The organism is Azospirillum formosense (assembly GCF_013340925.1).
GTDB lineage: Bacteria > Pseudomonadota > Alphaproteobacteria > Azospirillales > Azospirillaceae > Azospirillum > Azospirillum formosense.
Genome location: NZ_WHOR01000068.1, coordinates 1 through 23,522, shown reverse-complemented (window position 1 = coordinate 23,522; position 23,522 = coordinate 1). Strand labels below are relative to the sequence as shown.

The 23,522-nt window shown below is 67.8% G+C and carries 20 protein-coding genes; 14 read left to right on the top strand and 6 right to left on the bottom strand.

Going from position 1 to position 23,522, the window contains the following annotated elements; all coding sequences use genetic code 11:
* Positions 1 to 94: 94 nt before the first annotated feature.
* Genes GBZ26_RS11535 through GBZ26_RS11530 form a run of 3 tightly spaced genes read right to left on the bottom strand, consistent with a single transcriptional unit; the run spans position 95 to position 859 of the window.
* Positions 95 to 379: a DUF1488 family protein gene (locus GBZ26_RS11535; protein WP_038527656.1), complete on the bottom strand. Its 285-nt coding sequence runs from the start codon at positions 377 to 379 to the stop codon at positions 95 to 97.
* A 23-nt stretch (positions 380 to 402) separates the two neighbouring features.
* Positions 403 to 495, bottom strand: a complete 93-nt coding sequence (locus tag GBZ26_RS30635) for a DUF6134 family protein (protein WP_247889751.1) — start codon at positions 493 to 495, stop codon at positions 403 to 405.
* A 55-nt stretch (positions 496 to 550) separates the two neighbouring features.
* Positions 551 to 859, bottom strand: coding sequence for an SCP2 sterol-binding domain-containing protein (locus GBZ26_RS11530; RefSeq protein ID WP_014240763.1), 309 nt, complete (start codon positions 857 to 859; stop codon positions 551 to 553).
* A gap of 235 nt (positions 860 to 1,094) precedes the next feature.
* Between GBZ26_RS11530 and GBZ26_RS11525 the strand changes: the two genes are divergently transcribed.
* From GBZ26_RS11525 to GBZ26_RS11485, 9 genes are all read left to right on the top strand, one after another.
* Complete coding sequence (locus tag GBZ26_RS11525; RefSeq protein ID WP_174438963.1) at positions 1,095 to 2,813, top strand: long-chain-fatty-acid--CoA ligase; 1,719 nt, start codon at positions 1,095 to 1,097, stop codon at positions 2,811 to 2,813.
* A gap of 138 nt (positions 2,814 to 2,951) precedes the next feature.
* Positions 2,952 to 3,344: a MerR family transcriptional regulator gene (locus tag GBZ26_RS11520; RefSeq protein ID WP_094302185.1), complete on the top strand. Its 393-nt coding sequence runs from the start codon at positions 2,952 to 2,954 to the stop codon at positions 3,342 to 3,344.
* 45 nt (positions 3,345 to 3,389) lie between these two features.
* Positions 3,390 to 3,902, top strand: coding sequence for a thioesterase family protein (locus GBZ26_RS11515; protein WP_174438962.1), 513 nt, complete (start codon positions 3,390 to 3,392; stop codon positions 3,900 to 3,902).
* A gap of 87 nt (positions 3,903 to 3,989) precedes the next feature.
* Positions 3,990 to 4,862 carry a VOC family protein gene (locus GBZ26_RS11510; RefSeq protein WP_174438961.1) on the top strand — a complete coding sequence of 291 codons (873 nt, stop codon included), beginning with the start codon at positions 3,990 to 3,992 and terminating at the stop codon, positions 4,860 to 4,862.
* A gap of 150 nt (positions 4,863 to 5,012) precedes the next feature.
* A complete protein-coding gene (locus GBZ26_RS11505) occupies positions 5,013 to 6,257 on the top strand; it encodes an MFS transporter (protein WP_174438960.1) in 1,245 nt (414 codons plus the stop codon).
* 100 nt (positions 6,258 to 6,357) lie between these two features.
* Positions 6,358 to 6,921 carry a 1,2-dihydroxy-3-keto-5-methylthiopentene dioxygenase gene (locus GBZ26_RS11500; RefSeq protein WP_174438959.1) on the top strand — a complete coding sequence of 188 codons (564 nt, stop codon included), beginning with the start codon at positions 6,358 to 6,360 and terminating at the stop codon, positions 6,919 to 6,921.
* Positions 6,922 to 7,039: 118 nt separating this feature from the next.
* Entirely contained in the window at positions 7,040 to 7,864 is an 825-nt protein-coding gene (locus tag GBZ26_RS11495) for a hemerythrin domain-containing protein (RefSeq protein ID WP_174438958.1), read from the top strand.
* A 432-nt stretch (positions 7,865 to 8,296) separates the two neighbouring features.
* Entirely contained in the window at positions 8,297 to 9,571 is a 1,275-nt protein-coding gene (locus GBZ26_RS11490) for a type III PLP-dependent enzyme (RefSeq protein ID WP_137114556.1), read from the top strand.
* Positions 9,572 to 9,711: 140 nt separating this feature from the next.
* Positions 9,712 to 11,130: a homospermidine synthase gene (locus GBZ26_RS11485; RefSeq protein WP_174438957.1), complete on the top strand. Its 1,419-nt coding sequence runs from the start codon at positions 9,712 to 9,714 to the stop codon at positions 11,128 to 11,130.
* Positions 11,131 to 11,172: 42 nt separating this feature from the next.
* On the opposite strand, the gene cbiB is transcribed toward GBZ26_RS11485, so the two are convergent.
* A complete protein-coding gene (cbiB, locus tag GBZ26_RS11480; protein WP_174438956.1) occupies positions 11,173 to 12,135 on the bottom strand; it encodes an adenosylcobinamide-phosphate synthase CbiB in 963 nt (320 codons plus the stop codon).
* A gap of 35 nt (positions 12,136 to 12,170) precedes the next feature.
* Here cbiB and cobD point away from each other — a divergent pair, with 35 nt between their 5' ends.
* From cobD to GBZ26_RS11460, 4 genes are all read left to right on the top strand, one after another.
* Positions 12,171 to 13,196, top strand: a complete 1,026-nt coding sequence (gene cobD / locus GBZ26_RS11475) for a threonine-phosphate decarboxylase CobD (RefSeq protein ID WP_174438955.1) — start codon at positions 12,171 to 12,173, stop codon at positions 13,194 to 13,196.
* Between the two features lie 155 nt (positions 13,197 to 13,351).
* Complete coding sequence (locus GBZ26_RS11470; RefSeq protein WP_246653607.1) at positions 13,352 to 14,953, top strand: sensor domain-containing diguanylate cyclase; 1,602 nt, start codon at positions 13,352 to 13,354, stop codon at positions 14,951 to 14,953.
* Positions 14,954 to 15,223: 270 nt separating this feature from the next.
* Positions 15,224 to 15,775, top strand: a complete 552-nt coding sequence (locus tag GBZ26_RS11465) for a PAS domain-containing protein (RefSeq protein WP_174438953.1) — start codon at positions 15,224 to 15,226, stop codon at positions 15,773 to 15,775.
* Positions 15,750 to 17,057 (top strand): methyl-accepting chemotaxis protein, encoded by a 1,308-nt coding sequence (locus GBZ26_RS11460; RefSeq protein ID WP_174438952.1) that lies wholly within the window; start codon positions 15,750 to 15,752, stop codon positions 17,055 to 17,057. The genes GBZ26_RS11465 and GBZ26_RS11460 overlap by 26 nt, the downstream gene beginning before the upstream one ends.
* A 64-nt stretch (positions 17,058 to 17,121) precedes the next feature.
* Here GBZ26_RS11460 and GBZ26_RS11455 read toward each other — a convergent pair whose 3' ends face one another.
* Positions 17,122 to 20,667, bottom strand: a complete 3,546-nt coding sequence (locus GBZ26_RS11455; protein ID WP_246653606.1) for a response regulator — start codon at positions 20,665 to 20,667, stop codon at positions 17,122 to 17,124.
* A 139-nt stretch (positions 20,668 to 20,806) separates the two neighbouring features.
* Between GBZ26_RS11455 and GBZ26_RS11450 the strand changes: the two genes are divergently transcribed.
* Positions 20,807 to 21,625, top strand: a complete 819-nt coding sequence (locus GBZ26_RS11450) for a transporter substrate-binding domain-containing protein (protein ID WP_174438951.1) — start codon at positions 20,807 to 20,809, stop codon at positions 21,623 to 21,625.
* A 19-nt stretch (positions 21,626 to 21,644) separates the two neighbouring features.
* Here GBZ26_RS11450 and GBZ26_RS11445 read toward each other — a convergent pair whose 3' ends face one another.
* On the bottom strand, positions 21,645 to 23,489 hold the full coding sequence (locus GBZ26_RS11445) for a potassium transporter Kup (protein WP_174438950.1): 1,845 nt from the start codon (positions 23,487 to 23,489) through the stop codon (positions 21,645 to 21,647).
* Positions 23,490 to 23,522: the final 33 nt, after the last annotated feature.

Genomic DNA, 23,522 nt, shown 5'->3' with positions numbered 1-23,522 from the left:
CCCGACCCCCCCCGCTTTCGCAGGGGGAGGAGAAAAGCACTCCCCTGCGAAGCGGGGGAAGGTTGGGTGGGGGCTCAGTTCAACCACTCAGCTTCTACGGCGCCACCCGCCGCACATCCCTTGCCGTCAAATGGACGTTCGCATCCGGGTCCAGCTTGCGGTCCATGATGCGGGCCTCCACCGCCTTGTCGAAGACCGGACGGTTCAGGCAGACATACTGAAGCGCCTCGTCCGGCTTCGGCAGATGGCCGGCGAGGGTTTGCAGGGCGCGGCGCGGGACGAAGACCCGCCCGTGATACTCCCCGACCTCCACCGCGAACTCCACGGCGTCGGCCTCCTCGTTCCAGGACGGGTCGTCGGGGAACACGAACAGCGGCATCACACCCTCACGCAGAACACATCTCAGTCCAGGATGTAGGTAACATCGTAGCCGCTGCGCTTGAAGCGGGTCTTCAGCAGCGTGCCCTGCGCGTCGAACCACAGGTCGCGCTCCACGTCGCCGGAGATGCGATGGTGCCGCCGTCCGGTTCCGTCTTTCAGCCCTAGGCGCTCAGTCGTCGAGGAGCTGCGCCAGCTTCATGGCGACGCCCATCGAGCCGTCCACCTTCAGCTTGCCCATGGTGAAGGCCAGCATCGGGTTCAGCCGTCCGTCCATCAGCTTCTTCAGGTTCTCGGCGGAGATGCGGATGGTGCAGTCGGGATCGGCGTCCCCGGCGTCCTCCCGCGCGATGGCGACGGGCGTCTCGCGGGCGTTGACCCGCACCGCCTCGCCGTCCTCCAGCGCGAAGCGGACATCGGCCTTCAGGCTGCGGAAGCTGGTGGAGCGGGACTGGAGTTCGCGCAGGATGTCCTCAACCATGGATCAGTCTCTCTCCCCTGGATTCGTGCTTGTCGGAACTTGACAGTAGGTGGACTTTACGTTTACGTCAACGTCATAACCAAAACGTTTCCGGCGCTTCAACGATCCGGGAGCCATCAAATCATTCGAGGGGAGTGAAACGATGCAGACCGCCACCGCGCCCGGAGTCCCGTCGCCCCGCACCGCCTTCCGCCGTTGCCTGTCCTGACCCGTCGCACAGCCGGGAGGATCGGAGATGACCGAGAATCTTGCGCGCCGGGGCAGCCTCAGGGACGACACGCCGGCCCATCCCTGGCTGGCCCATTATCCCGAGGGCATCGCCTGGGACCAGCCGATCGCCGTGACGCCGCTGGCCGAGCTGTTCGAGGAGGCCGCCCGCCGCTACGCCGACCGTCCGTGCCTGGACTTCCTTGGCCGCCGCTACCGCTACGCGGAGGTGCTGGGGCTGGTGAACCGAGCAGCCAAGGGCTTCGCGGCGCTGGGGGTGAAGCCGGGCGTGCGGGTGGGGCTGTGCCTGCCGAACACGCCGACCTACGTGATCGCCTATTTCGCGATCCTGAAGGCCGGCGGCACGGTGGTGAACTACAACCCGCTCTACGTCGAGCGGGAGCTGGAGCACCAGATCGAGGATTCCGGGACCGAGATCATGGTCACGCTCGATCTGAGGCAGATCTATCCGCGCATCGAGGCGATGCTGGACCGCACGCGGCTGAAGACGGTCGTCGTCTGCCGCATGGCCTCCATCCTCTCTCCGGTGAAGAGCGTGCTGTTCCGCGTCCTGAAGCGCAGCGAGCTGGCCAGCATCCCGCAGGACGGGCGGCATGTGGATTTCGACGCGCTGCTCGCCAACGACGGGGTGATGCCGCCGGTCCGGCTGGACCCGCGGCGCGACGTCGCGGTGCTGCAATACACCGGCGGAACCACCGGCGTGCCCAAGGGGGCGATGCTGACCCACGCCAACCTCGTGGCCAATGCCCGGCAGGTGCAGGCCTGGTTCCCCGGCATGGCGCTGGGGGAGGAGCGGATGCTCGCCGTCCTGCCCTTCTTCCACGTCTTCGCCATGACGGTGATCCTGAACATGGGGCTGGCGGCGGGAGCGGAGCTGGTCATGCTGCCGCGCTTCGACACGCTGCAGGTCCTGAAGACCATCGCGCGGCGCAAGCCCACCCTGCTGCCCGGCGTGCCGACCATGTACAAGGCGCTGCTGGGCCATCCGGACGTGGCGCGTTACCCGATGCGGTCGATCCGCTACTGCATCTCCGGCGGAGCGCCGCTGCCGATGGAGCTGAAGCGCCAGTTCGAGCAGGCCACCGGCTGCGTGCTGGTCGAGGGCTACGGTCTCAGCGAGGCGTCGCCGGTCTGCGCCTGCAACCCGCTGACCGGGATCAACAAGGAGGGCTCCATCGGCCTGCCGCTGCCCGGCATCATGGTGCAGATCCGCGCGCTGGACGATCCCGACCGCGTGTTGCCGCCCGGCGAGAAGGGGCAGGTCGCGCTGTCCGGTCCCAACGTCATGGCCGGCTATTGGAACAAGGACGAGGAGAGCCGGCGCACCATCGTCGGCGGCTGGCTGTTCACCGGCGACGTCGGGGTGATGGACGGGGACGGCTACGTCTTCCTGCTCGACCGGCTGAAGGATCTGATCATCTGCGGCGGCTACAACGTCTATCCGCGCGTGATCGAGGAGGCCATCTACCAGCACCCCGACGTGGTGGCCGTCTGCGTCATCGGCATCCCCGACGACTACCGCGGCCAGAGCCCGAAGGCCTTCGTCCAGCTCCGGCCCGGCGCCGGCCTGACCGCCGAGCAATTGAAGGATTTCCTGCGCGACAAGATCTCGCGGATCGAGATGCCGAAGCGGATCGAATTCCGCGCCGAGCTGCCCAAGACGGCGGTCGGCAAGCTGTCGAAGAAGGAGCTGATCGCCGAAAGCCTGCAGAAGCCGGAGGGATGACCCAGGGGAAAGGCGCGCGGCTTTGTCACGCCGTGGCGTGTGTGGTAGGAACGGAGACGCCGTCCGGCGGCGTGGAGCGAGCGGCCTTCGTTCCCCACGCCGCCACGGCGCGACGTGACGGAAGGCGTGCCCCCCACCATGGAACAGCTCTACACGGTCAATCAGTTGGCGGAGGAACTTGGCATCACGCCGCGCGCCCTCCGCTTCTACGAAGTGAAGGGGCTGCTGTCGCCCAACCGCCTGGGCAACAACCGCGTCTACACCAAGCGCGACCGCGCCCGGTTGAAGCTGATCCTGCGGGGCAAGCGGCTGGGCTTCTCGCTGGCGGAGATCCGCGAGTATCTGGACCTCTACAACGTCGATGGCGGTGTGGAGCAGCTGAAGGTCCTGCAGAAGCGCATCGACGCGCGGCTGAAGGACCTGGAGCAGCAGCGCCAGGACCTGGAGGCGACCGTAGGCGAGCTGCGGGAGATCGAGGCCCAGGTGCAGGCCGCGCTGGACGAGCGCGGATTGGCGTCCAAGAGCGCCTGAGCCGGTGCGGTCCCGTCCGCCCGGCCAAGCCGGAGGGGATGGGGTATGAATTTGCTGTTCCGCCTGATCGGCGTCATCGTGGCCGCTCTGGCCAGTCGACCGGTGGGCTTCCTGGAGCCGGCGCGGCTGCGCTTCCGGGTGTGGCCAACCGACCTCGACCTCAACATGCACATGACCAACGCCCGCTATTTCAGTGTCATGGACCTGGGGCGGGTCGATCTGATGCTGCGCTCCGGCATGGGGCGGTCGATCCTGCGCCACCGCTGGCAACCGGTGATCGGCGCCGCCAACCTGCGCTTCCGCCGTCCGCTGGCGCCCTTCCAGCGCTTCGAGCTGGCGACCCGCGTGCTGTGCTGGGACGACAAGTACTTCTTCATCGAACACCGCGTGGAGACCGCCACGGGAACGGCGGCGCTGGCTGTGGTGCAGGGCGCCTTCGTGGCGCGCGGCGCCGTGGTCGCCCCGGCGGAGATCCTGGCGATCCACGGCGAGCACCGGGACTCGCCGCCCATGCCGGACGTCGTGGCGGCGTGGCGCGAACGGCCGCTGGCGCCCTGACCCTGCCCCCGGCACTTGCGCCGGGCGGTCCCCTTGCACTATGGCTGGCCGAACGCGAAAAGCCGGCACAGCGGAAGGGCAAGGACCATGGGCGCACACGGAATCAACGGCATCGACCATCTCGTCATCGTCGTCCGCGATCTGGAGAAGGCGCAGGACGCCTATCGCCGCATGGGCTTCACCATCTCGCCGATGGGCCGCCATGGCGAGCTGAAGTCGGCCAACCACACCCTGATGTTCGGGGCGGGCGACTATCTGGAACTGCTCGCCATCGAACAGCCGCACCCCTTCACCGCCTTCTTCAGCGACGTTCTGAAAACGCGCGAGGGCATCGCCGCCGCGGCGCTGAAGACCGACGACGCGCGGGCGGCGCAGCGCCTCCTGGTCGAGGCCGGCTATCCGGCGGGCGAGCCGGTGGAGTTCGGCCGCCCCGTCGAGCTTCCGGGTGGCGCGCAGCAGGCGCGCTTCACCACCACCGCGATCGACGGCGTTCCGGAATGGGGCGGGCGAGTCTTCCTGTGCCAGCACCACACCCGCGACGTGGTCTGGCGCCCGGAGCTGATCCAGCACGACAACACGGTCACCGGCCTTGCCGCCCTGGTCGTCGCCGCCGACGATCCCGACGCCACCGCCTCCTCCTACGCCCGGCTGTTCGGCACGGCGGTGGAGACGCGGGGGCCGGCGCGCGTCGTGCCGACCGGCAGTGCCCCCATCGTGGTGGCCGATCCCGCCGCGCTGCAATGGGGCTGGACCGGCGACCCGGCGCTGGCGGTTCCGCGCCCCTTCCTGGCCGGGGTGGTGCTGACGGTGGCCGATCTGGAGCGCGCCCAGCAGGCGCTTCAGAAGAGCAAGTTCCCGACGGTCGTCGGCAACGGCGTGCTGCGCGTGTCGTCCGCCAGCGCCTGCGGCGCCATGCTGGCCTTCGCCAAGGAGTTCGACCTCGGCGCGCTGATCCCGTAAACCCGTCGGACACCCGGTCGCCATAAGCATCCGGTTGTCATAACGGAATCATATTGCTGCACTGCGTCCGATCCGTTGGACAGGCCGCCGTCGCGGGCGCACATTCCCTTCATGCGTGCATGTTGCAGCGCATCATGGGGGCGGACCGACGTGGCGGACGGCGATTTCGGCAGGGTTCGGATTGAACCGGCGGGGCAGGGCGCGGCTGAACCGGGGGCGACGTATCTCGTCGCCGGCACACCGGCCTACAAGCGGGCGAGCCGCATCCTCTTCCTGGCCGGTTTCTCCACCTTCGCCGCGCTCTACTGCGTGCAGCCGCTGATGCCGGAATTCACGCGGGAGTTCGGCGTCACGCCGGCGCAGTCCAGCCTCGCTTTGTCGGTGTCCACCGGCGTTCTGGCCTTCGCGCTCCTGGTCGCCGGGGCGGTGTCCGACCGGTTCGGGCGCAAGGCGATCATGGCGCTCTCGCTGCTCGCCTCCGGCACGCTGGGCATCAGCGGCGCGATGGCGCCGGATTGGGCCTCGCTGCTGCTGGTGCGGGCGCTGGAAGGGATGGCGCTCAGCGGTCTTCCCGCGGTCGCCATGGCCTACGTGTCGGAGGAGGTGGACCCGCGCTCCGCCGGGGTCGCCATGGGCCTGTACATCGGCGGAACGGCGCTTGGCGGCATGTCGGGGCGGGCGCTGACGGCGCTGGTGGCCGACGTCGCGTCCTGGCGCATGGCGATGGGGGTGATCGGCGCGCTGGGAATCGCCGCCGCATTGGCGGTGTGGTTCGCGCTTCCCGTCTCGCGCCATTTCCAGCGGCGGCCGGCGGGCGTGCGGGACCTGGCCGAGGCGTGGCGCGGGCACCTGATGGACCGCGGGCTGCTCGCCCTGTTCGCCATGGGCTTCCTGTCCATGGGGGCTTTCGTCACCGTCTTCAACTACATCGGTTTCCGGCTGCTGGCGCCGCCCTTCGACCTGCGCCCCGCGGCGGTCGGGGCGATCTTCACGGTCTATCTCTGCGGGGTGGTCAGTTCGCCGCTGTTCGGTGGGCTGGCGGTGCGGCTGGGGCGGGGCCGGGTGCTGGCCGCCGCCGCGTCGATGATGGCGACCGGACTGGCGTTGATGACGCCGGACAGCCTGTGGACGATGACGCCGGGCATCGCCCTGTTCACCTTCGCCTTCTTCGGAGTCCACACCATCGCCTCCGGCTGGATCGGGCAGCGGGCGCCGGTCAACCGCGGGCAGGCGTCGGCGATCTATCTGTTCTGCTACTACATGGGGTCCACCATCGCCGGGACGCTGGGCGGCGTCTTCTGGCACGGATTCGGCTGGGCCGGAGTCGGCGGATTCGTCGGGCTTCTGCTGGCGGTCGGGCTGGCCGTGTCGCTGGGGCTGGCGATCCGCCGTTGATTCGTTCATTGCGCGCATACTGAGGTATGGCTCCAACCGTTTCGGTTGCGCCCGGCGCCGCTTCGTCTCATTCTGGGTGCACCTGCACAACGAGGCGACCATGGCCCGTTTGTCCGTCTACAGCGACACCGATCCCACGGTTATTGAACTTTCATCCGCCGACCCGGCGCTGGTCACCGCCCATCTGGCGCTGGCGGGCGTGCTGTTCGAGCGCTGGCCGGCGCCCCAGGCCATTCCCGACGCCACCGACGCCCATGCGGTGCTGGAGGCCTACGCCGGACCGGTGGCGGCCCTGAAGGAAGCGCGTGGCTTCCAGTCCGCCGACGTGGTGCGGATTTCGCGCGGCCAGCCGGACGCGGCGGTCCGCCGCGCCGCCTTCCTTGCGGAGCACACCCACGACGAGGACGAGGCCCGGTTCTTCGTGCAGGGCGTCGGCGCCTTCTACCTGCATATGGACGAGAAGGTGTTCCGCATCGTGTGCGGGGCCGGTGATCTGTTGAGCATCCCGGCGCGGACGAGGCATTGGTTCGACATGGGGCCGGACCCGGAATTCACCGCCATCCGCTTCTTCACGCGCCCGGATGGCTGGGTGGCGTCCTTCACCGGTGACGTGATCGCCGACCGCTTTCCGAAGTTCGAGTCGGAAACCGGGTACGTTCCATGAGCCGCCCGCCGCCGTTACCTTTCGCCGCAGCCGATTGCGGGCGAAAAGCGGCGCTGTTACAAGCCCTTCGGTATCGGCGCCGATCCAATGGCGGCGCGCCACCCGCCTCGGAGGCTCCATGACCACGGACGGCCACACCGTCCCGCGCACGGGCAACGGCTTCATCGACGCGGCCCACAATTCGCTGATGGACCATGTCGAGGCCATCCGTCGCGCCTGCGCGGAGGGCGCCTCCCGCGACACCATGGTTCCCCGTTTCAGCCGCTTCGCGGACGAGATGCGCATGCATTTCGACCATGAGGAGGTCATCATCCGCGCCGCCGGCTTCACCCGGTGGGAGGAGCACGCCGGCCACCACGCGATGCTGGACCAGCAGTTCGGCCGGATGATCGACTATGTGCGCGACTGCGAGGTCACTTCGGATTTCCTGTGCACGGTGGCGGGCACGCTGGACGCCGCGTTGTGCGGACACGAGATCCGGCACGACGGCGATTTCACCGCGCTGGTGCGCGACGCCTCCAGGACGCCGGAAGGGCGGACCCTGATCACCTGGAGCAGCGCCTTCGATGTCGGGGTGGGGCCGCTCGACGCCCAGCATCATCAGCTTGCCGAACTCATGAACGAGTTGGACGAGATGAGCCGCAAAGGCGCACCGGTCGGCGAAACGCTCGATCTTCTGGGGATGCTGCACGACCATGTGCACGCTCATTTCGCCATGGAGGAAGGGGTGCTGCGCCGTGTCGCGCCCAGCCGTTTCGTGGCCCACCGGAACCATCACCGGTTGCTGGAAAGGCAGTTCGCCCGAATCCGTCAGCAGGTGGAGGATGGGCGGCTCGACCCCGGCGTCGCGGTGCGGGGGTTCCTGCGCTTCTGGCTGATGGACCATGTGCTCGGTTCCGACCGTCCGGCCTTCGCCGAGACGGCGGACGCGGCGCCCCGCTGAGCGCCGCCATCGTTCCGATTCCGGGCCGATCCCGGGCCGATCCCGGCCTGTCATCAAAAAATCACTTGAATCGCCGGGGAAAAAGCGTAATTCATCGGGCACGACGCACTCGCACGTGCCAATGGCCCTCTGTGGTTATGCAACGACGTACCGCGTCCTTTTTGGCAGAACCGGTCATCAGTGGGCCGGTCCCGAGAGGGAGGTAGGCATGTTGGCTCTCCACGGCAGGGCTCCCAGACGGTAGCCCATAGCCGGACATCGACGCTTTGAACCTGCGGAGCTGTTAGCCCGCTCGTGAGCGTTTGACCCGGCTTTTCTCCGTCGCCTTTCACCACAACCCGAATTCCGGTCCGCGGCTTTGACGGCCGTGTCGGATTCCCGTCTGTTCGCTGGACCGCCCCGCGCCGGGTGGCCCAGGGTAAGGAGTGCGCCATGGGCTTCATCCGTTCCCGTTCCGCCGTCGCCCCGCTGCGCCGCGGCGTTTCCGTTTCCGCCCCGTCCTTCGGCGCTTCGCCGGTGTCGGACCGCCGCACCTCCGTCCATCAGGCGGTGGCGCTGGCCCGGCCCGAGGAGCCGATGCATTGCATCCGTCCGGGCGTCCTGGCCGACACCGCCTCCAGCTTCGTGGCCGCCTTCGACGCCGCCGTGTCCGGCGACGTGCTCTACGCCGTGAAGTGCAACCCGGAGCCGGCGGTGCTGCGCGCCCTGTGGGCCGGCGGCGTGCGCCACTTCGACGTGGCATCGCCCGGCGAAATCCGCCTGATCCGCCAGATGTTCCCGGACGCGGTGCTGCACTACATGCACCCGGTGAAGGGGCGCGAGGCGATCCGCACCGCCTACCAGCAGTATGGCGTGCGCGACTTCGTGCTCGACAGCATGGAGGAGCTTCAGAAGATCCTGGAGGAGACGGGCGACGCCCAGGACCTTGGCCTCGTCGTGCGTCTAGCCCTGCCGAAGGGCAACGCGGTCTACGACCTGTCCGGCAAGTTCGGCGCCCCGGCAGCGGAGGCGGTCGAGCTTCTCCAGGCCGTGCGCATGGTGGCCCCGAAGGTCGGCGTGTCCTTCCATGTCGGCTCGCAGATGCTCGACCCGTCCGCCTATGAGCGGGCGCTGGAACTGGCCGGCCGCATCATCGCGGAGTCGGGCGTGGTGATCGACGTTCTGGACGTGGGCGGCGGCTTTCCCGTTTCCTACCCGGGCGTCACCCCGCCGCCGCTCGGCGACTTCATGGAGGCCATCGCCCGCGGCGTGGCGAAGCTCGACCTGCCGGCCCATTGCCGCGTCTGGTGCGAGCCGGGCCGCGCGTTGGTCGCACCGGGGGTGTCGCTGGTCGTGCAGGTGGTGAAGCGCCGCGGCAACGAGCTGTTCATCAACGACGGTGTCTACGGCGCCCTGTCGGACGCCGGGGTTCCCGGCTTCCGCTTCCCGGCCCGCATGATCCGTCCGTTCGCGCCGATGGGCGATGAGCCGGTGGAGGCCTTCGCCTTCTACGGCCCGACCTGCGACAGCGCGGACCGCATGAACGGCCCGTTCCACCTGCCGGCGGACATCCGCGCCGGCGACTGGATCGAGCTGGGCCAGCTGGGGGCTTACGGCTCCTGCCTGCGCACCGCCTTCAACGGGTTCGACCAGGCCCGCGTGGTCGAGGTTTCGGACGCGCCGCTGTTGGAAACGCCCGGCTACGTCCTCAAGAGCTGCGTGGCATAAGTCCCGCATCGCGGGAAAGCTGTGGATATCCCTAAAAAATCACCGTAAACCATCGTTGGTCCGCCACCCTCCGCCTTTGCAAGAGGCGCGAGGGTGACGGGCTGTATTTCTGTCACGCCAACCACGGGGGACCGTCTTAGATGACCCTGGACACCAAGCACATCACCTTCACCGGCCGCATGGTCATTGTCGGCTTCGGATCGATTGGCCAGGGAGTTTTGCCCCTGATTTTGCGCCATATCGGAATCACGAAGGACCAGATCACCATCGTCACCGCCGAGGAGCGCGGTCATGCCGAGGCGGATGAGCTTGGCGTCAAATTCATCAACCTGCCGCTGACGAAGGAGAATTACGTCCAGGTGCTGGAGCCCATGCTGGGCAAGGGTGATTTCCTGGTCAACCTGTCGGTGGACGTGTCGTCCGTTGCCCTCTTCGAGTTCTGCCACAAGGTCGGCGCGCTCTACATCGACACCTGCGTCGAGCCGTGGGCCGGCGGCTACACCGATCCGTCCCTGTCGCCGTCGCTGCGCTCCAACTACGCCTTGCGCGAAACCGCGCTGTCGCACCGCGCCGCCTTCGAGGGCGGGCCGACCGCCGTTCTGACCCACGGCGCGAACCCCGGACTCGTCTCGCATTTCGTGAAGCAGGCGTTGCTCAACGTCGCCGCCGACACCGGCGAATCGACGGAGGTCCCGAAGGACCGCGCCGGCTGGGGCGCCCTGGCCGCCAAGCTGGGCGTCAAGGTGATCCACATCGCCGAGCGCGACACCCAGGTCTCCAACGAGCCGAAGAAGGTGGGCGAGTTCGTCAACACCTGGTCGATCGACGGCTTCGTCGGCGAGGGCTGCCAGCCCACCGAACTCGGCTGGGGCAGCCACGAGAAGCATTTCCCGGCCGATGGCCGCCGCCACGAGTTCGGCTGCGACGCCGCCATCTATCTGATGCGGCCCGGCGCCTCGACCCGCGTGCGCACCTGGACCCCGCTGGAGGGGCCGTTCCACGGCTTCCTCATCACCCACAGCGAGGCGATCTCCATCGCCGACTACTACACCCAGCGCGACGGCAACCACGTCACCTACCGCCCGACCGTGCATTACGCCTATCACCCCTGCGACGACGCGGTGAAGTCGGTGCACGAGCTGGCCGGCAAGAACTGGTACATGCAGCCGAGCCAGCGCCTGATGATGCACGAGATCGTCAGCGGCACCGATGAGCTGGGCGTGCTGCTGATGGGCCACAAGAAGGGCATCTACTGGTTCGGTTCCCGCCTGGGCATCGACGAGGCGCGCGCCCTGGTGCCCTACAACAACGCGACCTCGCTGCAGGTCACGGTGGCGGTTCTGGCCGGCATCGTGTGGGCGCTGGAGAATCCCAACCGCGGCATCGTCGAGCCGGACGAAATCGACTTCCAGCGCATCCTGGAGATCGCCAAGCCCTATCTGGGCGAACTGGTCGGCGCCTATGGCGACTGGACTCCGCTCCAGGACCGCGAGCGTCTGTTCCCCGAGGACATCGACCATGACGATCCCTGGCAGTTCAAGAACTTCAGGGTTGTCTGATCAGGAAAGGGGCTCTTCGGAGCCCCTTTTCCTTTGGCGCGGTCAGAGGGTCAGCGCCAACAGCAGCGCGCCGGCCACCAGGGCGATGCAGGCGCGCCGGTAGAGGTGGAGGGCGCGGGTGATGTCCTGGGCGGTGGCGGCGGTGCGGCCCGGCCCCATCCAGGCGTCCTCGATCCGAACCTCGCCATAGACCCGCGGCCCGCCGAGCCGGAGGTCGAGCGCCCCTGCCATGGCCGCCTCCGGCCAGCCGGCGTTGGGCGAGCGGTGGCGGTGGGCGTCGCGCCGCACCGACCGCCAGGACTCGGCCGCGTCGGCCCCCTCGGTGAAGCGGGCGGCCACCCAGATCAGCAGCGCCGACAGGCGGGAACCGGGCAGGTTGACCAGATCGTCCAGCCGCGCCGAAGCCCAACCGAAGGCCTCGTGCCGGGGGGTGCGGTGGCCGATCATGCTGTCCGCGGTGTTGATCGCCTTATAGAGCGCGATTCCCGGCAACCCGCCGACCAGCAGCCAGAAGGCCGGGGCGACGACCCCGTCCGAGAAGTTTTCCGACAGGCTTTCGATGGCGGCGCGGCTCACCCCATGCTCGTCCAGGCTCGCCGGGTTGCGGCCGACGATGCGCGACACCGCCTCGCGCGCCGCTTCCAGCCCGCCGTCGCGAAAGGCGGCGGCGACCGCCGCGACATGGTCGTGCAGGCTGCGCTGCGCCAGCAGGGTGGAGGCCAGCGCCGCTTCGAGGAGGCCGCCGAGCGGCAGGGGCCGGCACAGCCCGGCCACCGCCGACGCCGCGCCGCCCACCACCAGCAGCAGGACGAGCAATGCCAGCACGCCGGCGGCCTTGCGGATGGCGAAGGAATCACGCTCCCGGTTGAGCGCGCGGTCAAGCTGGGCGATAAGCGCCCCGATCCACACCACCGGGTGGCGGATTTGGGCGTAGAGTGCGTCCGGATAGCCGGCGGCGGCCTCGATGAGGAGAGCGGCGGCGAGCACGGACGGATGAAGCTCCACGGGATCGAATCCTCTGGGGAAAGGGAAGGGGCGGGATGATGGCGGAATCGGCGGCGGGGTCCAAGAGGATCATCCACGGCGGAGATCTCGACGCTGCGCGGGCGGATTTCCCGGGGGCTCCGGAACCCTGGGTGGACCTGTCCACGGGTATCAACCCCTGGCCCTATCCGCTGCCCGCCATCCCGGCCGACTCCTGGGCGCGGCTGCCGGGCCGTTCCGCCGAAGCGGCGCTGCGCGAGGCAGCGGCCGCCTGCTACGGAGCGCCGTCGCCGGACTGCGTCGTGGCCGCGGGCGGTTCCCAGGCGCTGATTCAGATCCTGCCGCGGCTGCGGCCGCCGGGAACGGTCGCCGTGCTGGGGCCGACCTACGCGGAGCACGCCGCGGGCTGGGCCAAGGCCGGCCATCGCGTGTCGGAGGTGATGTCGCTGGAATCCTGCGGAGGCGCCGACGTCATGGTCGTCGTGAACCCGAACAACCCGGATGGACGCATCGTCCCGCCGAAAACCCTGCTGGCCCTGGCGGATCGGCAAGCGGCTCGCGGCGGCTGGCTGGTGGTGGACGAAGCCTTCGCCGAGGTCGCTCCGCACTGCAGCGTGGCGGCTGAGGCCGGGCGCGCCGGATTGGTCATCCTGCGCTCCTTTGGCAAATTCTTCGGACTGGCTGGGGTGCGGCTCGGTTTTCTGCTCGGCGAGCCGGCGCTGGTGGAGGCCTCGCGCGCGGCCATGGGACCTTGGGCGGTGTCTGGTCCGGCGCTGGCCGTCGCCACCGCGGCCTTGTCGGATGCGGCATGGATCGCCGCCACCCGGCGCCGTCTGGCCGACGCGGCGGCCCGCTTCGACGCCAAGCTGGCGGGGGCGGGGGTGCGCGTCGCCGGAGGCACGTCGCTCTTTCGTCTCATAGACGATCCCCAGGCCGCCGGGCTTTACAACGAGTTGGGCCGGGCCGGGGTGCTGGTCCGCCGGTTCGACTATCGGCAGGAATGGCTGAGGCTGGGTCTGCCGGCGGACAAGGCGGCGGAAGACCGTGTGAAAACTGCGTGCGGAATGTTCAAAAACCGATAGATTTCGTGCTCAGGATAGGCGATCACCACCATAGCGCGACAAGATGGCACACAGGGGCAAAAAGGCGCATCGGCTAACGTACTCCTTGTTTGCCCTATCGTGGCGCAAGAATCTTCCATGACGCTGTGGGGGCCATGCTGGATTCGGTTGGTTCAATGAGTCCTTCCGGGGATGCGGAGGAAACCCGTGTTGCGCTGTGGCGTGTGTTCGACACGCTGCCGACGGGCGTCTGCGTCTCCACGGACGCGGGGACCATCCTGTACGCCAACCCGGCCCTGCACAGTCTGCTGCGCTATGCTCCCGGCGAACTGAACGGTCTCGACCTTACGGCGCTGGAGCCGGAGGAGGCATTTCTCCCGGCGCTGCCGGACGCGTCGGGAGAACGGCCGTTGCGGCGCCTGGATGGCGGATTCGTGTGGGTCGCGGAGTCGGTGGGCCCCCTCGCGGGTTCACGGGGCGAGCGGGAGTCGCTTCGGGTCTACACCGACGTCACCCATCATCGTCAGGCGCAAGCCGCGCTGCGCGACCAGCTCCTGATGAAGGAGGTGCTGTTCGAGACGCTGCCGGTTCCCGTCTTCGTGAAGAACGCGGCGGGCGAATACACCGATTGCAACGACGCCTTCGAGCGCTACACCGGCCTGGAGCGCCGGAGCATCGTCGCCAAGACCGCCTTTGCCGTGATGGACCCGCGCATCGCCAAGGCGCACGCGGACCAGGATCGCGAGTTGACCGTCAATTGGGGCCAGCGCAGCTACGAGGAGGCGGTTCCCTTCGTCGGCGGCACCACCCGCCTGTCCAGCCTGACCAAGGCCGTCTTCTGCGACAGCACCGGGAATCTGGGCGGCATCATCGGCGTGATCCACGACCTGACGGAGGGGCTGCCCAGCGAGGAGCGGCTTCAGGCGATCCTGGAGCAGAGCCCGATCGGCGTGTCGGTGTCGCGCCGCGACGACGGCAAGATCATCTTCGTCAACACCCGCTTCGCCGAACTGATCGGTCTGAAGCGCGAGGATCTGATCGGCCGGCAGGCCCGCGACTATTACCTGGACCGGCACCAGCGTGAGCGGGTCATCGATCGTCTGCGCTCCTACGGGTCGGTGACCAACATGGAGGTGCAGTTCCGCCGGGCCGACGGGTCGTCCTTCTGGACGCTGTTCACCGTCAACCAGGCGGTGATCCAGGGCGTTCAAGTGAATCTCGCCTGGATCTACGACTACACCGACCGCCGGAACATGGAAGAGGCGCTGCGGGACATGGCGTCCCGCGATCCTCTGACGGGAATTTACAACCGCCGTTCCTTCATGGAATTGGCGCGTTCGCAACTGGCCCGCGCCCACCGTTTCAGCGAGCCGATGTCGGTCTTCGTGCTGGATGTGGACCATTTCAAGCGCATCAACGACAGCTACGGCCACGCCACCGGCGACGACGCCTTGCGCATGGTGGCCGGCGGCTGTCAGGCCATCCTGCGCGAGTACGACATTCTCGGAAGGCTCGGCGGAGAGGAGTTCGTGGTGGTCCTGCCCGGCGCCACCGCGGAGGAATCCCGCGTGGTGGCGGAACGGGTGCGCCGCCACCTGTCACGCATGGCGATCCCGGGACCCGAAGGGCGCTTCCATTTGACCAGCAGCATCGGCATCTCCGCGCTGGACGGTTCCTACGACACGCTGGAGAAGGCGATCCACAGGGCCGATCTCGCCCTTTACCGGGCCAAGCGCGAGGGACGCAACCGGGTCGTCGTTTACGAACCGGGAATGTGATCCGCCATCTTCGCGAGAAGATCGACGAAGTTCTGCCTGTATGTTCTGCCCTATTTTCGCCTTTGACTCCTTATTGCGCGCTGGGTCTCAACCTCTCATGCGCGCAATGCATGTGATACAATTTGCCGCAGCCCATCGCCGCCCGTTTTTAAAGCCAACCGATTATTACGTACGCTATGAGTCGATCAACAAAAGGTATTACCAACGGTCGAGTTGGTCACCTGTCTGTCAGGTGTTTGATTTCACCGGGTGTTTGAGAGGCGGACGGTCATGGCGGTCGGCATGAGAGGCACACGCGATACCCTGACCGGACGGGAACGAACCTTTCACGCGGACGAGATCATTGTCTCGAAGACGGATCTCAAGGGCCGCATCACCTACGCCAACGACGTGTTCTTGCGCATCAGCGGTTATGGCGAAGCGGAGTTGCTGGGGCAACCGCACAACATCGTCCGTCACCCCGACATGCCCCGCTGCGTTTACAAACTGCTGTGGACCCGCATCGAGGCCGGAAGCGAAATCTTCGCCTATGTCATCAACCGGGCGAAGGACGGCGACCATTATTGGGTGTTCGCCCATGTCACGCCGGTTTTCGGCAATCCGGACAGCGGAAACGGGCGGACCATCACCGGCTACCATTCGAGCCGGCGCGTGCCGGCGCGCCCCGCGGTGGACGCGGCGGCGGGCCTCTACGCCGCGCTGCGGGCGGAAGAGGCGCGGCATGCCGACCGGAATGCGGCCATGGCGGCCTCCGGTGCCATGCTGGAAAAACTCCTGCGCGACAAGGGCACGAGCTATGACGAGTTTGTCTTCAGTCTCTAAATCGCTCGCCGCCGCCGCTTTGGTCGCCCTTCTGTCGGGGGCACAGGCGGCGCATGGTCTCGCCGCCGGCGACGTCGTCGCCGCCCTGCTGGGGCTGCTGGCGGTTATTCCCTGTCTTGCCGCGATCCGCTGGCTGGTGCTCACCAACCGGACCATCCGGAAGGCCAGCGCGGTCATCGCCGCGGCCGAGAAGGGCGACCTTCAGCCACGCATCCTGAACATCCACGGCGCCAGCCCGATCGCCGACATGCTGCGGACCATCAATCGCCTGCTCGACCGCGTCGAATCCTTCGGCAAGGAGGCGAACGCCGCCATGCAGCACGCGGCGGAGGGGCAGTATTACCGGCGCATCGTGATGACCGGTATGGTCGGTGAATTCGGCGCCTACGCCCGCCAGATCAACGACGGGCTGGCGGCCATGGACGGCAAGAGCCGCGAGTTCGTCGAAAGCGCGACCCGCATCGGCGCCAACATCAAGGAGGTGGCGCAGAGCCTGTCGGCCAGCGCCGCCCAACTCGAAGCGTCCTCCACCGCCATGACGGCGACCGCCGCCACGGCCAGCGAGCAGTCCTTCTCCGCGGCCTCCGCCGCCGAGCAGGTGTCCTCGAACGTGGACGGCGTGGCCGCGGCGACCGGCGAGGTGTCGGGGGCTATCGGCGAGGTGGCCCAGGGCGTGTCCCGCACCGCCGATCTCGCCCGCAGCTCGGTGCAGAAGGTGCGGGAAGCCGATGCCACCATCCGCTCCCTGCTGGCCGCCTCCGACCAGATCGGTGCGGTCGTTCAGCTCATCAACGACATCGCCAGCCAGACCAACCTGCTGGCCCTCAACGCGACCATCGAGGCGGCGCGGGCCGGCGAGGCCGGGAAGGGGTTTGCCGTGGTGGCGACGGAGGTGAAGAACCTTGCCAACCAGACGGCCAAGGCGACGGAGGACATCGCCGCGCAGATCGCCCAGGTTCAATCGGTGACCCGCGATACGGCGGCGGTGATCCAGCATGTCGGCGGCATGATTCATGACATCGACGAGATCGCCGTCGGCATTGCCGGCGCCGCTGAACAGCAGAGCGCGGCCATCGACGAGATCAGCCGTTCCATCCGCGAGGCCTCGGCCGGTGTGCGCACCGTCGCCGACGCGGTGACCAGCGTGTCGTCCGGTGCGCAGGACGCCAGCGCCGCCGCCAGCCAGGTTCTGTCCTCCGCCGGTGAACTGGCGCGCCGCGCCGTGACGCTGAACGGCGACATCGACAAGTTCGTCGCGCGCGTTTGTGGCGGGCAGCGTTAAAACGGATTTCATTTCTCTTTGGACCGCGCCGGCGGTCCCGGCCGCACATACGGCCGAAGTGTGCCTACCGGTCCCCGGACACACCCATTGGCGATCCCGTCCTCTTGACCTCGGCCAGCACATCGTCCGGCGGGGTGCTGGTCCGCTCGGCGTCCTCGAGGGCGGCATCCAACGCCTGGATGCGGTCCCGGCCGATGCCGGCGGCATCCCTGCGGCGGGCCGCCGCCACGAGTCCACCGGCCAGTGCGGAGGCCAGTGCGAAGCCGACATTGCCCGCGGCCCCCTTGAGGATATGGGCCTCGCGTTCCACGGTGGCGAAGTCGCCGTCCTGAGCGCCACGCCGCAGCCGGTCGAGATGGGCCGGCGTTTCGCGGAAGAATGTGTCCATCAACAGGTCAAACCCTTCGTCGCCGAGCGCGTCGCGCAAGTCCTTGCGCTTGGCGTGGTCGATCCGCGACGGTGGACTTTCGGCCTCCGGAGGCGGTTCCCGGCGGTCGGAGCCGTTCCCCTTCGGGCAACCGCTCCATCGCGCGACGGCCCACAGGAGCTGCTCCGCCGCGATGGGTTTCGGCAGGTAATCGTCCATCCCTGCGGCCAGACAGGCGGCCTGATCCCCTTCCATGGCGTTGGCGGTCATGGCGACGATGGGAACGCGGGCGGCGGCCCCGCCCATCCGGCGGATCGCCCGGGTCGCCGCCAGGCCGTCCATCTCCGGCATCTGCACGTCCATCAGGACGAGGTCGTAGGGCAGGGCGGCGACGGCGTTGACGGCCTCCAGCCCGTTCGACACGGAATCGACCGCATGACCGTCCCGGCGCAGCACGGCCAGCGTCACCTGAAGATTCACCGGGTTGTCCTCCGCCACCAGGATGCGGCGGGACTTGCCGGTCGAGGGGAGGCAGGACGGTGCCGGGGTGAGCAAGAGCCCTCCCGATGGAGATCGTGATGGCGATACCGGCGGCGATGAGCCACCCGGCTCGCCGGCGGCAACGGCATCCCGCGGCAAGGCCCTGGCCGCCGGCGCGGCGAACAGCCTCGACACCGCAATGCGAAGCGCCGTGGAGCGCACGGGCTTGACAATCCGCACGTCGACGCCAGCGGATTCACCCTCCAACTCGCCGATCCGGTGGGACGTGGCCAGCGCCAGCGGCAAACCGGCCAGCGCCGGTATGGCACGGATGCGAGCTGCCAGTTCCGGCCCGGTCAAGCCCGGCATGCAATGATCGAGAATGGCGGCGTCGAACGGTCGGCCGGTGGCGCTGGCCGCGAGGAGCCGGTGCAGGGCGTCCTCTCCCGTGGCGGCGGATTCGGTTTCCAGGCCCATCGCGGCGAGCTGGCGGGCCAGCAGGTCGCGGTTCACCGCCAGGTCATCCACCAGAAGAATCCGCCGTCCGGCCCAGCTTCCCGGCGTTTGCTGCGTGGAAGCGGCTTCCGTCGGCGTGCCGCGCCACAATGGAATGACGACCCAGAAGACGCTGCCCTCGCCGGGCATGCTGTGAACGCCGATCCGCCCGCCCATCAGTTCCGCGAGGCGCTTGCAGATGGCGAGGCCCAGCCCCGTCCCGCCGTGGCGCCGGGCCGATGATCCGTCCACCTGACTGAACATCGTGAACAGGCGTTTGTGGTCCGCCGCGGCGATGCCGATGCCGGTATCCCTCACCTCGAAACGGATGGTCACCGGCGTCTCGTGCTCAGCCCGTGCCACCGCTTCATGCGGCTCCGGTCCGTCCTCCGCCTCGTCGGTGACGGTGTTCTGCTCCACCGACAGCACGATGGTCACGCTGCCCTGATCGGTGAATTTGACGGCGTTGCCGGCAAGGTTGATGAGGATCTGGCGCAGCCGTCCGGGATCGCCGCGCAGCGGCCCGTGCAGGGCAGGTGGGACGTAGCTGGCCAGTTCCAGTCCCTTCGCGGCGGCGCGTGGAGCCAGCAGTTCCACCACGCTTTCCACCAATGGCACGGCTTCGAAGTCAGACACCTCCAACGTGAGGCGTCCGGCATCGATCTTAGAGAAGTCCAGAATGTCGTTGATGATGGTCAGCAGTGATTCCGCGGAGTCGCGGATGGTGTCGGCATAGCCGCGCTGCTCTTCGTCCAGATCGGTTTCCTGGAGAAGCCCGGCCATGCCGATCACCCCGTTCATCGGCGTCCGGATCTCGTGGCTCATGGTCGCCAGGAATTCCATTTTGCTGCGTTGCCCGGCCTCGGCCTTCTCCTTGGCCTCGGTCAGCGCCCGCTCGACCCGCTTGCGTTGCGACAGGTCGCGGAAGAAGGCGGCAAAGAGGATGCCTTTCTGCGTCTGCACCTCCGCCAGGGAAAGGTCGAGAGGGATCACCTCCCCATCCATCCGCAATCCGTTCACCTCCCGCGTGAAGTTCGGGCCGATCCGTCGGGTGCCCGCGGTGAGAGCCTCGATGACGCGGCTGTGGGCCACCTTGTGCTGCGGCTCCATCAACTCCTGTATGTGGCGCCCGATCAGGCTGCCGGGCGGGTAGCCGAAGACGCGGTGGGCCGCGGTGTTCGCGGTTTCGATCACGCCATCCGACCGCGCCGTCAGGATGCCCTCTGCGGCGGTTTCGAGAAGCGCGTTGAAACGGGCGTTGCCGTCCTCCAACTGGGCGTCCTTGCGGCGCAGAAGAATCAGCGCTGTGGCAAAGAGCAGGATGACCAGGCTGGCGCCCAGCGCGACGCCGGCAATTTCCAACTGGTTGGTCCACCAGCCCGCCAGTTCCTCATCTTCGCTGCGGCTGATCGCCAGAACCAGCGGCCAGAGCGGCGTGGCGCGATAGGCTGTGATGCGCTCCTCGCCGTTCAGGTCGGTTTCGTGGAACACACCGCCTTCGGACACGGGAAGATGGACGCGAAACAGATCCATCCCCGCCATTTGCGTGCCGACGCCGTCCGAGCCGTCCTGCGGAAGCCGGGTCAGGAGCCATCCATCCCGTCGGTAGAGCGACGCCGTGCCGTGGAGTCCGTTGCGCACCGCACGGAAGATGCTTTGCAGATACTCGGGATTGACCGAGGCGACGGCGACGCCGAGAAGCGTCCCGTCCGCTCCATGGATCGCCCGGCTCATCGGCAGGACCCATTTGCCGGACCGGTCGTCCGCAAGGCCGGTCGGCGTCAGGAACCGTCCGCGCACCGGGGTGCCGACGTAAAGGCCCTTGCTCTGTCCGGACAGTTGGGTGCGAAACAGGTCCAGTTCCGCGAAGGAGGAGCCGAGCAAACTTGGAGCTTCCGTGGTTGCCACCAGAACGCCCCGCCGGTCGAGCAGGGAAAGGCCGCGGAGGTGCGGCGACCGTCGCAGCCGTTCCTGAAGCAGCAGGGACGGTGACCTTTCCTGGCCTTCCATCGGCTGGCCGCGCAACAGATCGCTGACCTCGACCGCCTCGCCCACCGATGCCAGCGTGACGTCGACCGTCTGGACCGTCCGGCTGACGGAGGCTTCCAGGGCATTTGCCAGATCGTCGATGTTCTCCGCCGCCTGCCTCAGCGCGAGGGTGCGGTCCGAGTGGACGTCGTAGGCGACCTCGAACACAAGGGCCATCACCGACAATAAGGCCAACGCGAGAAGGGCGCCCCGATGCTGGAATCGGGCAAGCTTAGCCATCACGCGCGGCTCCGTGCGGTGTGCTGATGTATTGCGAATCTTACCAGCGGGCAGGCGAATCGCAAGCATGCGCTGTGCTTCACAGGCGCGCAGTGCTATCCTGCCGCGGGTGTTGTGGTGGTTCTGGGGGTGCGAGGCCGTGCGGCGTCTTTCCATCGCACTGACGGCGCTTGCGCTTCATGCGGCGCTCCAGTCGGTGATCCTGGTGTCCGGAGCGGCGCCGGTCCGGGCGGAAGGCCGGCTTGACCGGGTGCAACGCACCGGTCTGCTGCGCGTGTGCATCTGGCCGGACTATTACGCCATCTCCTTCCGCCACCCTTACAGCGGGGAACTCCAGGGCCTGGATATCGACATGGCGCGGTCCTTCGCCCAGGATCTGGGGGCTCGGGTGAGCTTCGTGGAAAGCGGATTCCCCCACTTCGTCGCCGATCTTTTGAACGACCGGTGCGACATCGGCATGTTCGGCATCGGCGTCACCACGGCCCGCGCCGAGAAGGTCGCGTTCAGCCAGCCCTATATGCGCAGCGGAATCTATGCCGTTTCCTCCCAGACGCACCCGCGCATCCTGCGGTGGGACGATCTGGATCAGGACGGCATGGTGGTGGCGGTTCAGAAAGGCACCGTCATGGACGACTACGCCAGCCAAGCCTTCCGCAAGGCCAGTGTCCGCATCGTGTCCGGACCTCTGGAGCGGGAGGATGAGGTCCAGTCCGGCCGTGCCGACGCCTTTCTCACCGATTACCCCTATGGCCAGCGAATGCTCGCCATCCACCAGTGGGCCCATCTGATCGCGCCGGAAAATCCGGTCCACACCACGCCCTACGCCTACGCCGTGGCGCCGGGAGACCCTTTGTGGCTTGATCGGGTGAACCGCTTCGTCGAGGCGGTCAAGCGCGACGGGCGGCTGGAGGCCGCCGCCGCCCGATTCCGTCTGACTCCCATCGTGGCGCGGGACTGACCGTCAGATCTCGAGACCGTCATATCTCGACCTGCGTGCCCAGTTCCACAACGCGGCCGGGCGGAATGCAGAAGAACTCCGTGGCCGACAGGGCCGTCTTCGACAGCAGGATGAAGGCGGGCTCGCGCCAGCTCGGCAGGCCGGTGGATCGCGACGGGATCAGCGTCTCGCGGCCCAGGAAGAACGACGTTTCCATCATGTCCAGATGCAGGCCGAAACGGCGGCACCGCTCCAGCGCCCGGGGAATGTGGGGCTGTTCCAGATAGCCGAAGCGCAGGACGACCCGGAAAAATCCCTTGCCCAGCTTCTCCACCAGGACGGCGCGGTCCGGGGAGACGCGGGGCACCTCCTCCATGATCACGGTCATGACGACCACCCGCTCGTGCAGCACCCGGTTGTGCTTGATGTTGTGGAGCAGGGCATGGGGAACGACGTCGGGGTTGCCGGTCATGAAGATGGCCGTTCCGGCGACGCGCTGCGGCGATTGCGGCGAGACGCGTTGCAGAAACAGGTCCATCGGCAGGGCGTCGGCGTAAAGCCGCTCGGCCAGGATGCGGCGGCCCCGGCGCCATGTGGTCATCAGCGTGTAGACCGCCGCCGCGATCAGCAGCGGGAACCAGCCGCCGTCCGGCACCTTCAGCAGGGTCGCCCCGAACAGCGCGAGGTCGATGACCAGCAGTGCGGAGAAGGCGGCCACGACCAGCAGGGGATTCCAGCGCCACAGCCGCCAGGCCACCACCGCGGCCAGGATCGTGTCGATGGCCATGGCCCCCGTCACCGACACGCCGTAGGCGGCGGCCAGATTGCTGCTGGACCCGAAGCCGATCACCAGGATCACCACGCCGATCAGCAGCAGCCAGTTGTTGCGCGGGATATAGACCTGACCGACCTCGTGCTCCGAGGTGTGGCGGATCTCGCGTCGCGGCAGGTAACCGAGTTGGACGGCTTGCCGGGTCAGCGAGAAGGCGCCGGAGATCACCGCCTGGCTGGCGATGACCGTGGCCGCGGTTGACAGCAGGACCAGGGGCAACTGCGCCCAATCCGGCGCCAGATGGAAGAAGGGATTCTCCAGCGTTTCCGGCCGGTGCAGCAGCATGGCGCCCTGCCCGAAGTAGTTCAGCAGCAGCGCCGGCAGGACGAGGTAGAGCCAGGCGATGCGGATCGGCGCCCGTCCGAAATGGCCCATGTCGGCGTAGAGCGCCTCGGCCCCGGTGACCGCCAGGACCACGGCGCCCAGCGTCAGGAAGGCCACCCAGCCATGGTCGACGAACAGCGTCGCCCCGTACAGCGGGTTGAAGGCGCGCAGAACGTCCGGCCAGTGCAGCACCTGCATCAGGCCCAGCACCGCCAGCGTGGCGAACCACACCCCCATGATCGGGCCGAAGAAGATGCCGACCCGACCGGTTCCCTGCCGTTGAAACAGGAACAACAGGGTCAGCACCGCCAATGTGATCGGAACGATGTAGGGGGACAGGACCGGAGTGACGACCTTCAGCCCCTCCACCGCGCTCAGAACCGAGATGGCCGGGGTGATCAGGCTGTCGCCGTAGAACAGGGCCATGCCCAGGATCGCCAGCGCCATGATGGCGCGGTTGCCCGCCCTGGAACTGAGCCCGCGGTGGGCCAGCGTGCCCAGGGCCAGGACGCCGCCTTCGCCCTTGTTGTCCGCCCGCATGACGAGCAGGACGTATTTCAGCGTCACGACGATGATGAGCGCCCAGGTCGCCAGCGACAGGATGCCGAGGATCGTCGGCTCGTCGAGCGGCAGACCGGTGTGGGTGAAGGACTCCCGCATGGTGTAGAGCGGGCTGGTCCCGATGTCGCCATAAACGACGCCCAGCGCCCCCAGGACGAGAGCAGGCATGCGGTTGGCTTGAGGGGGATGGCCCGGGGGGGT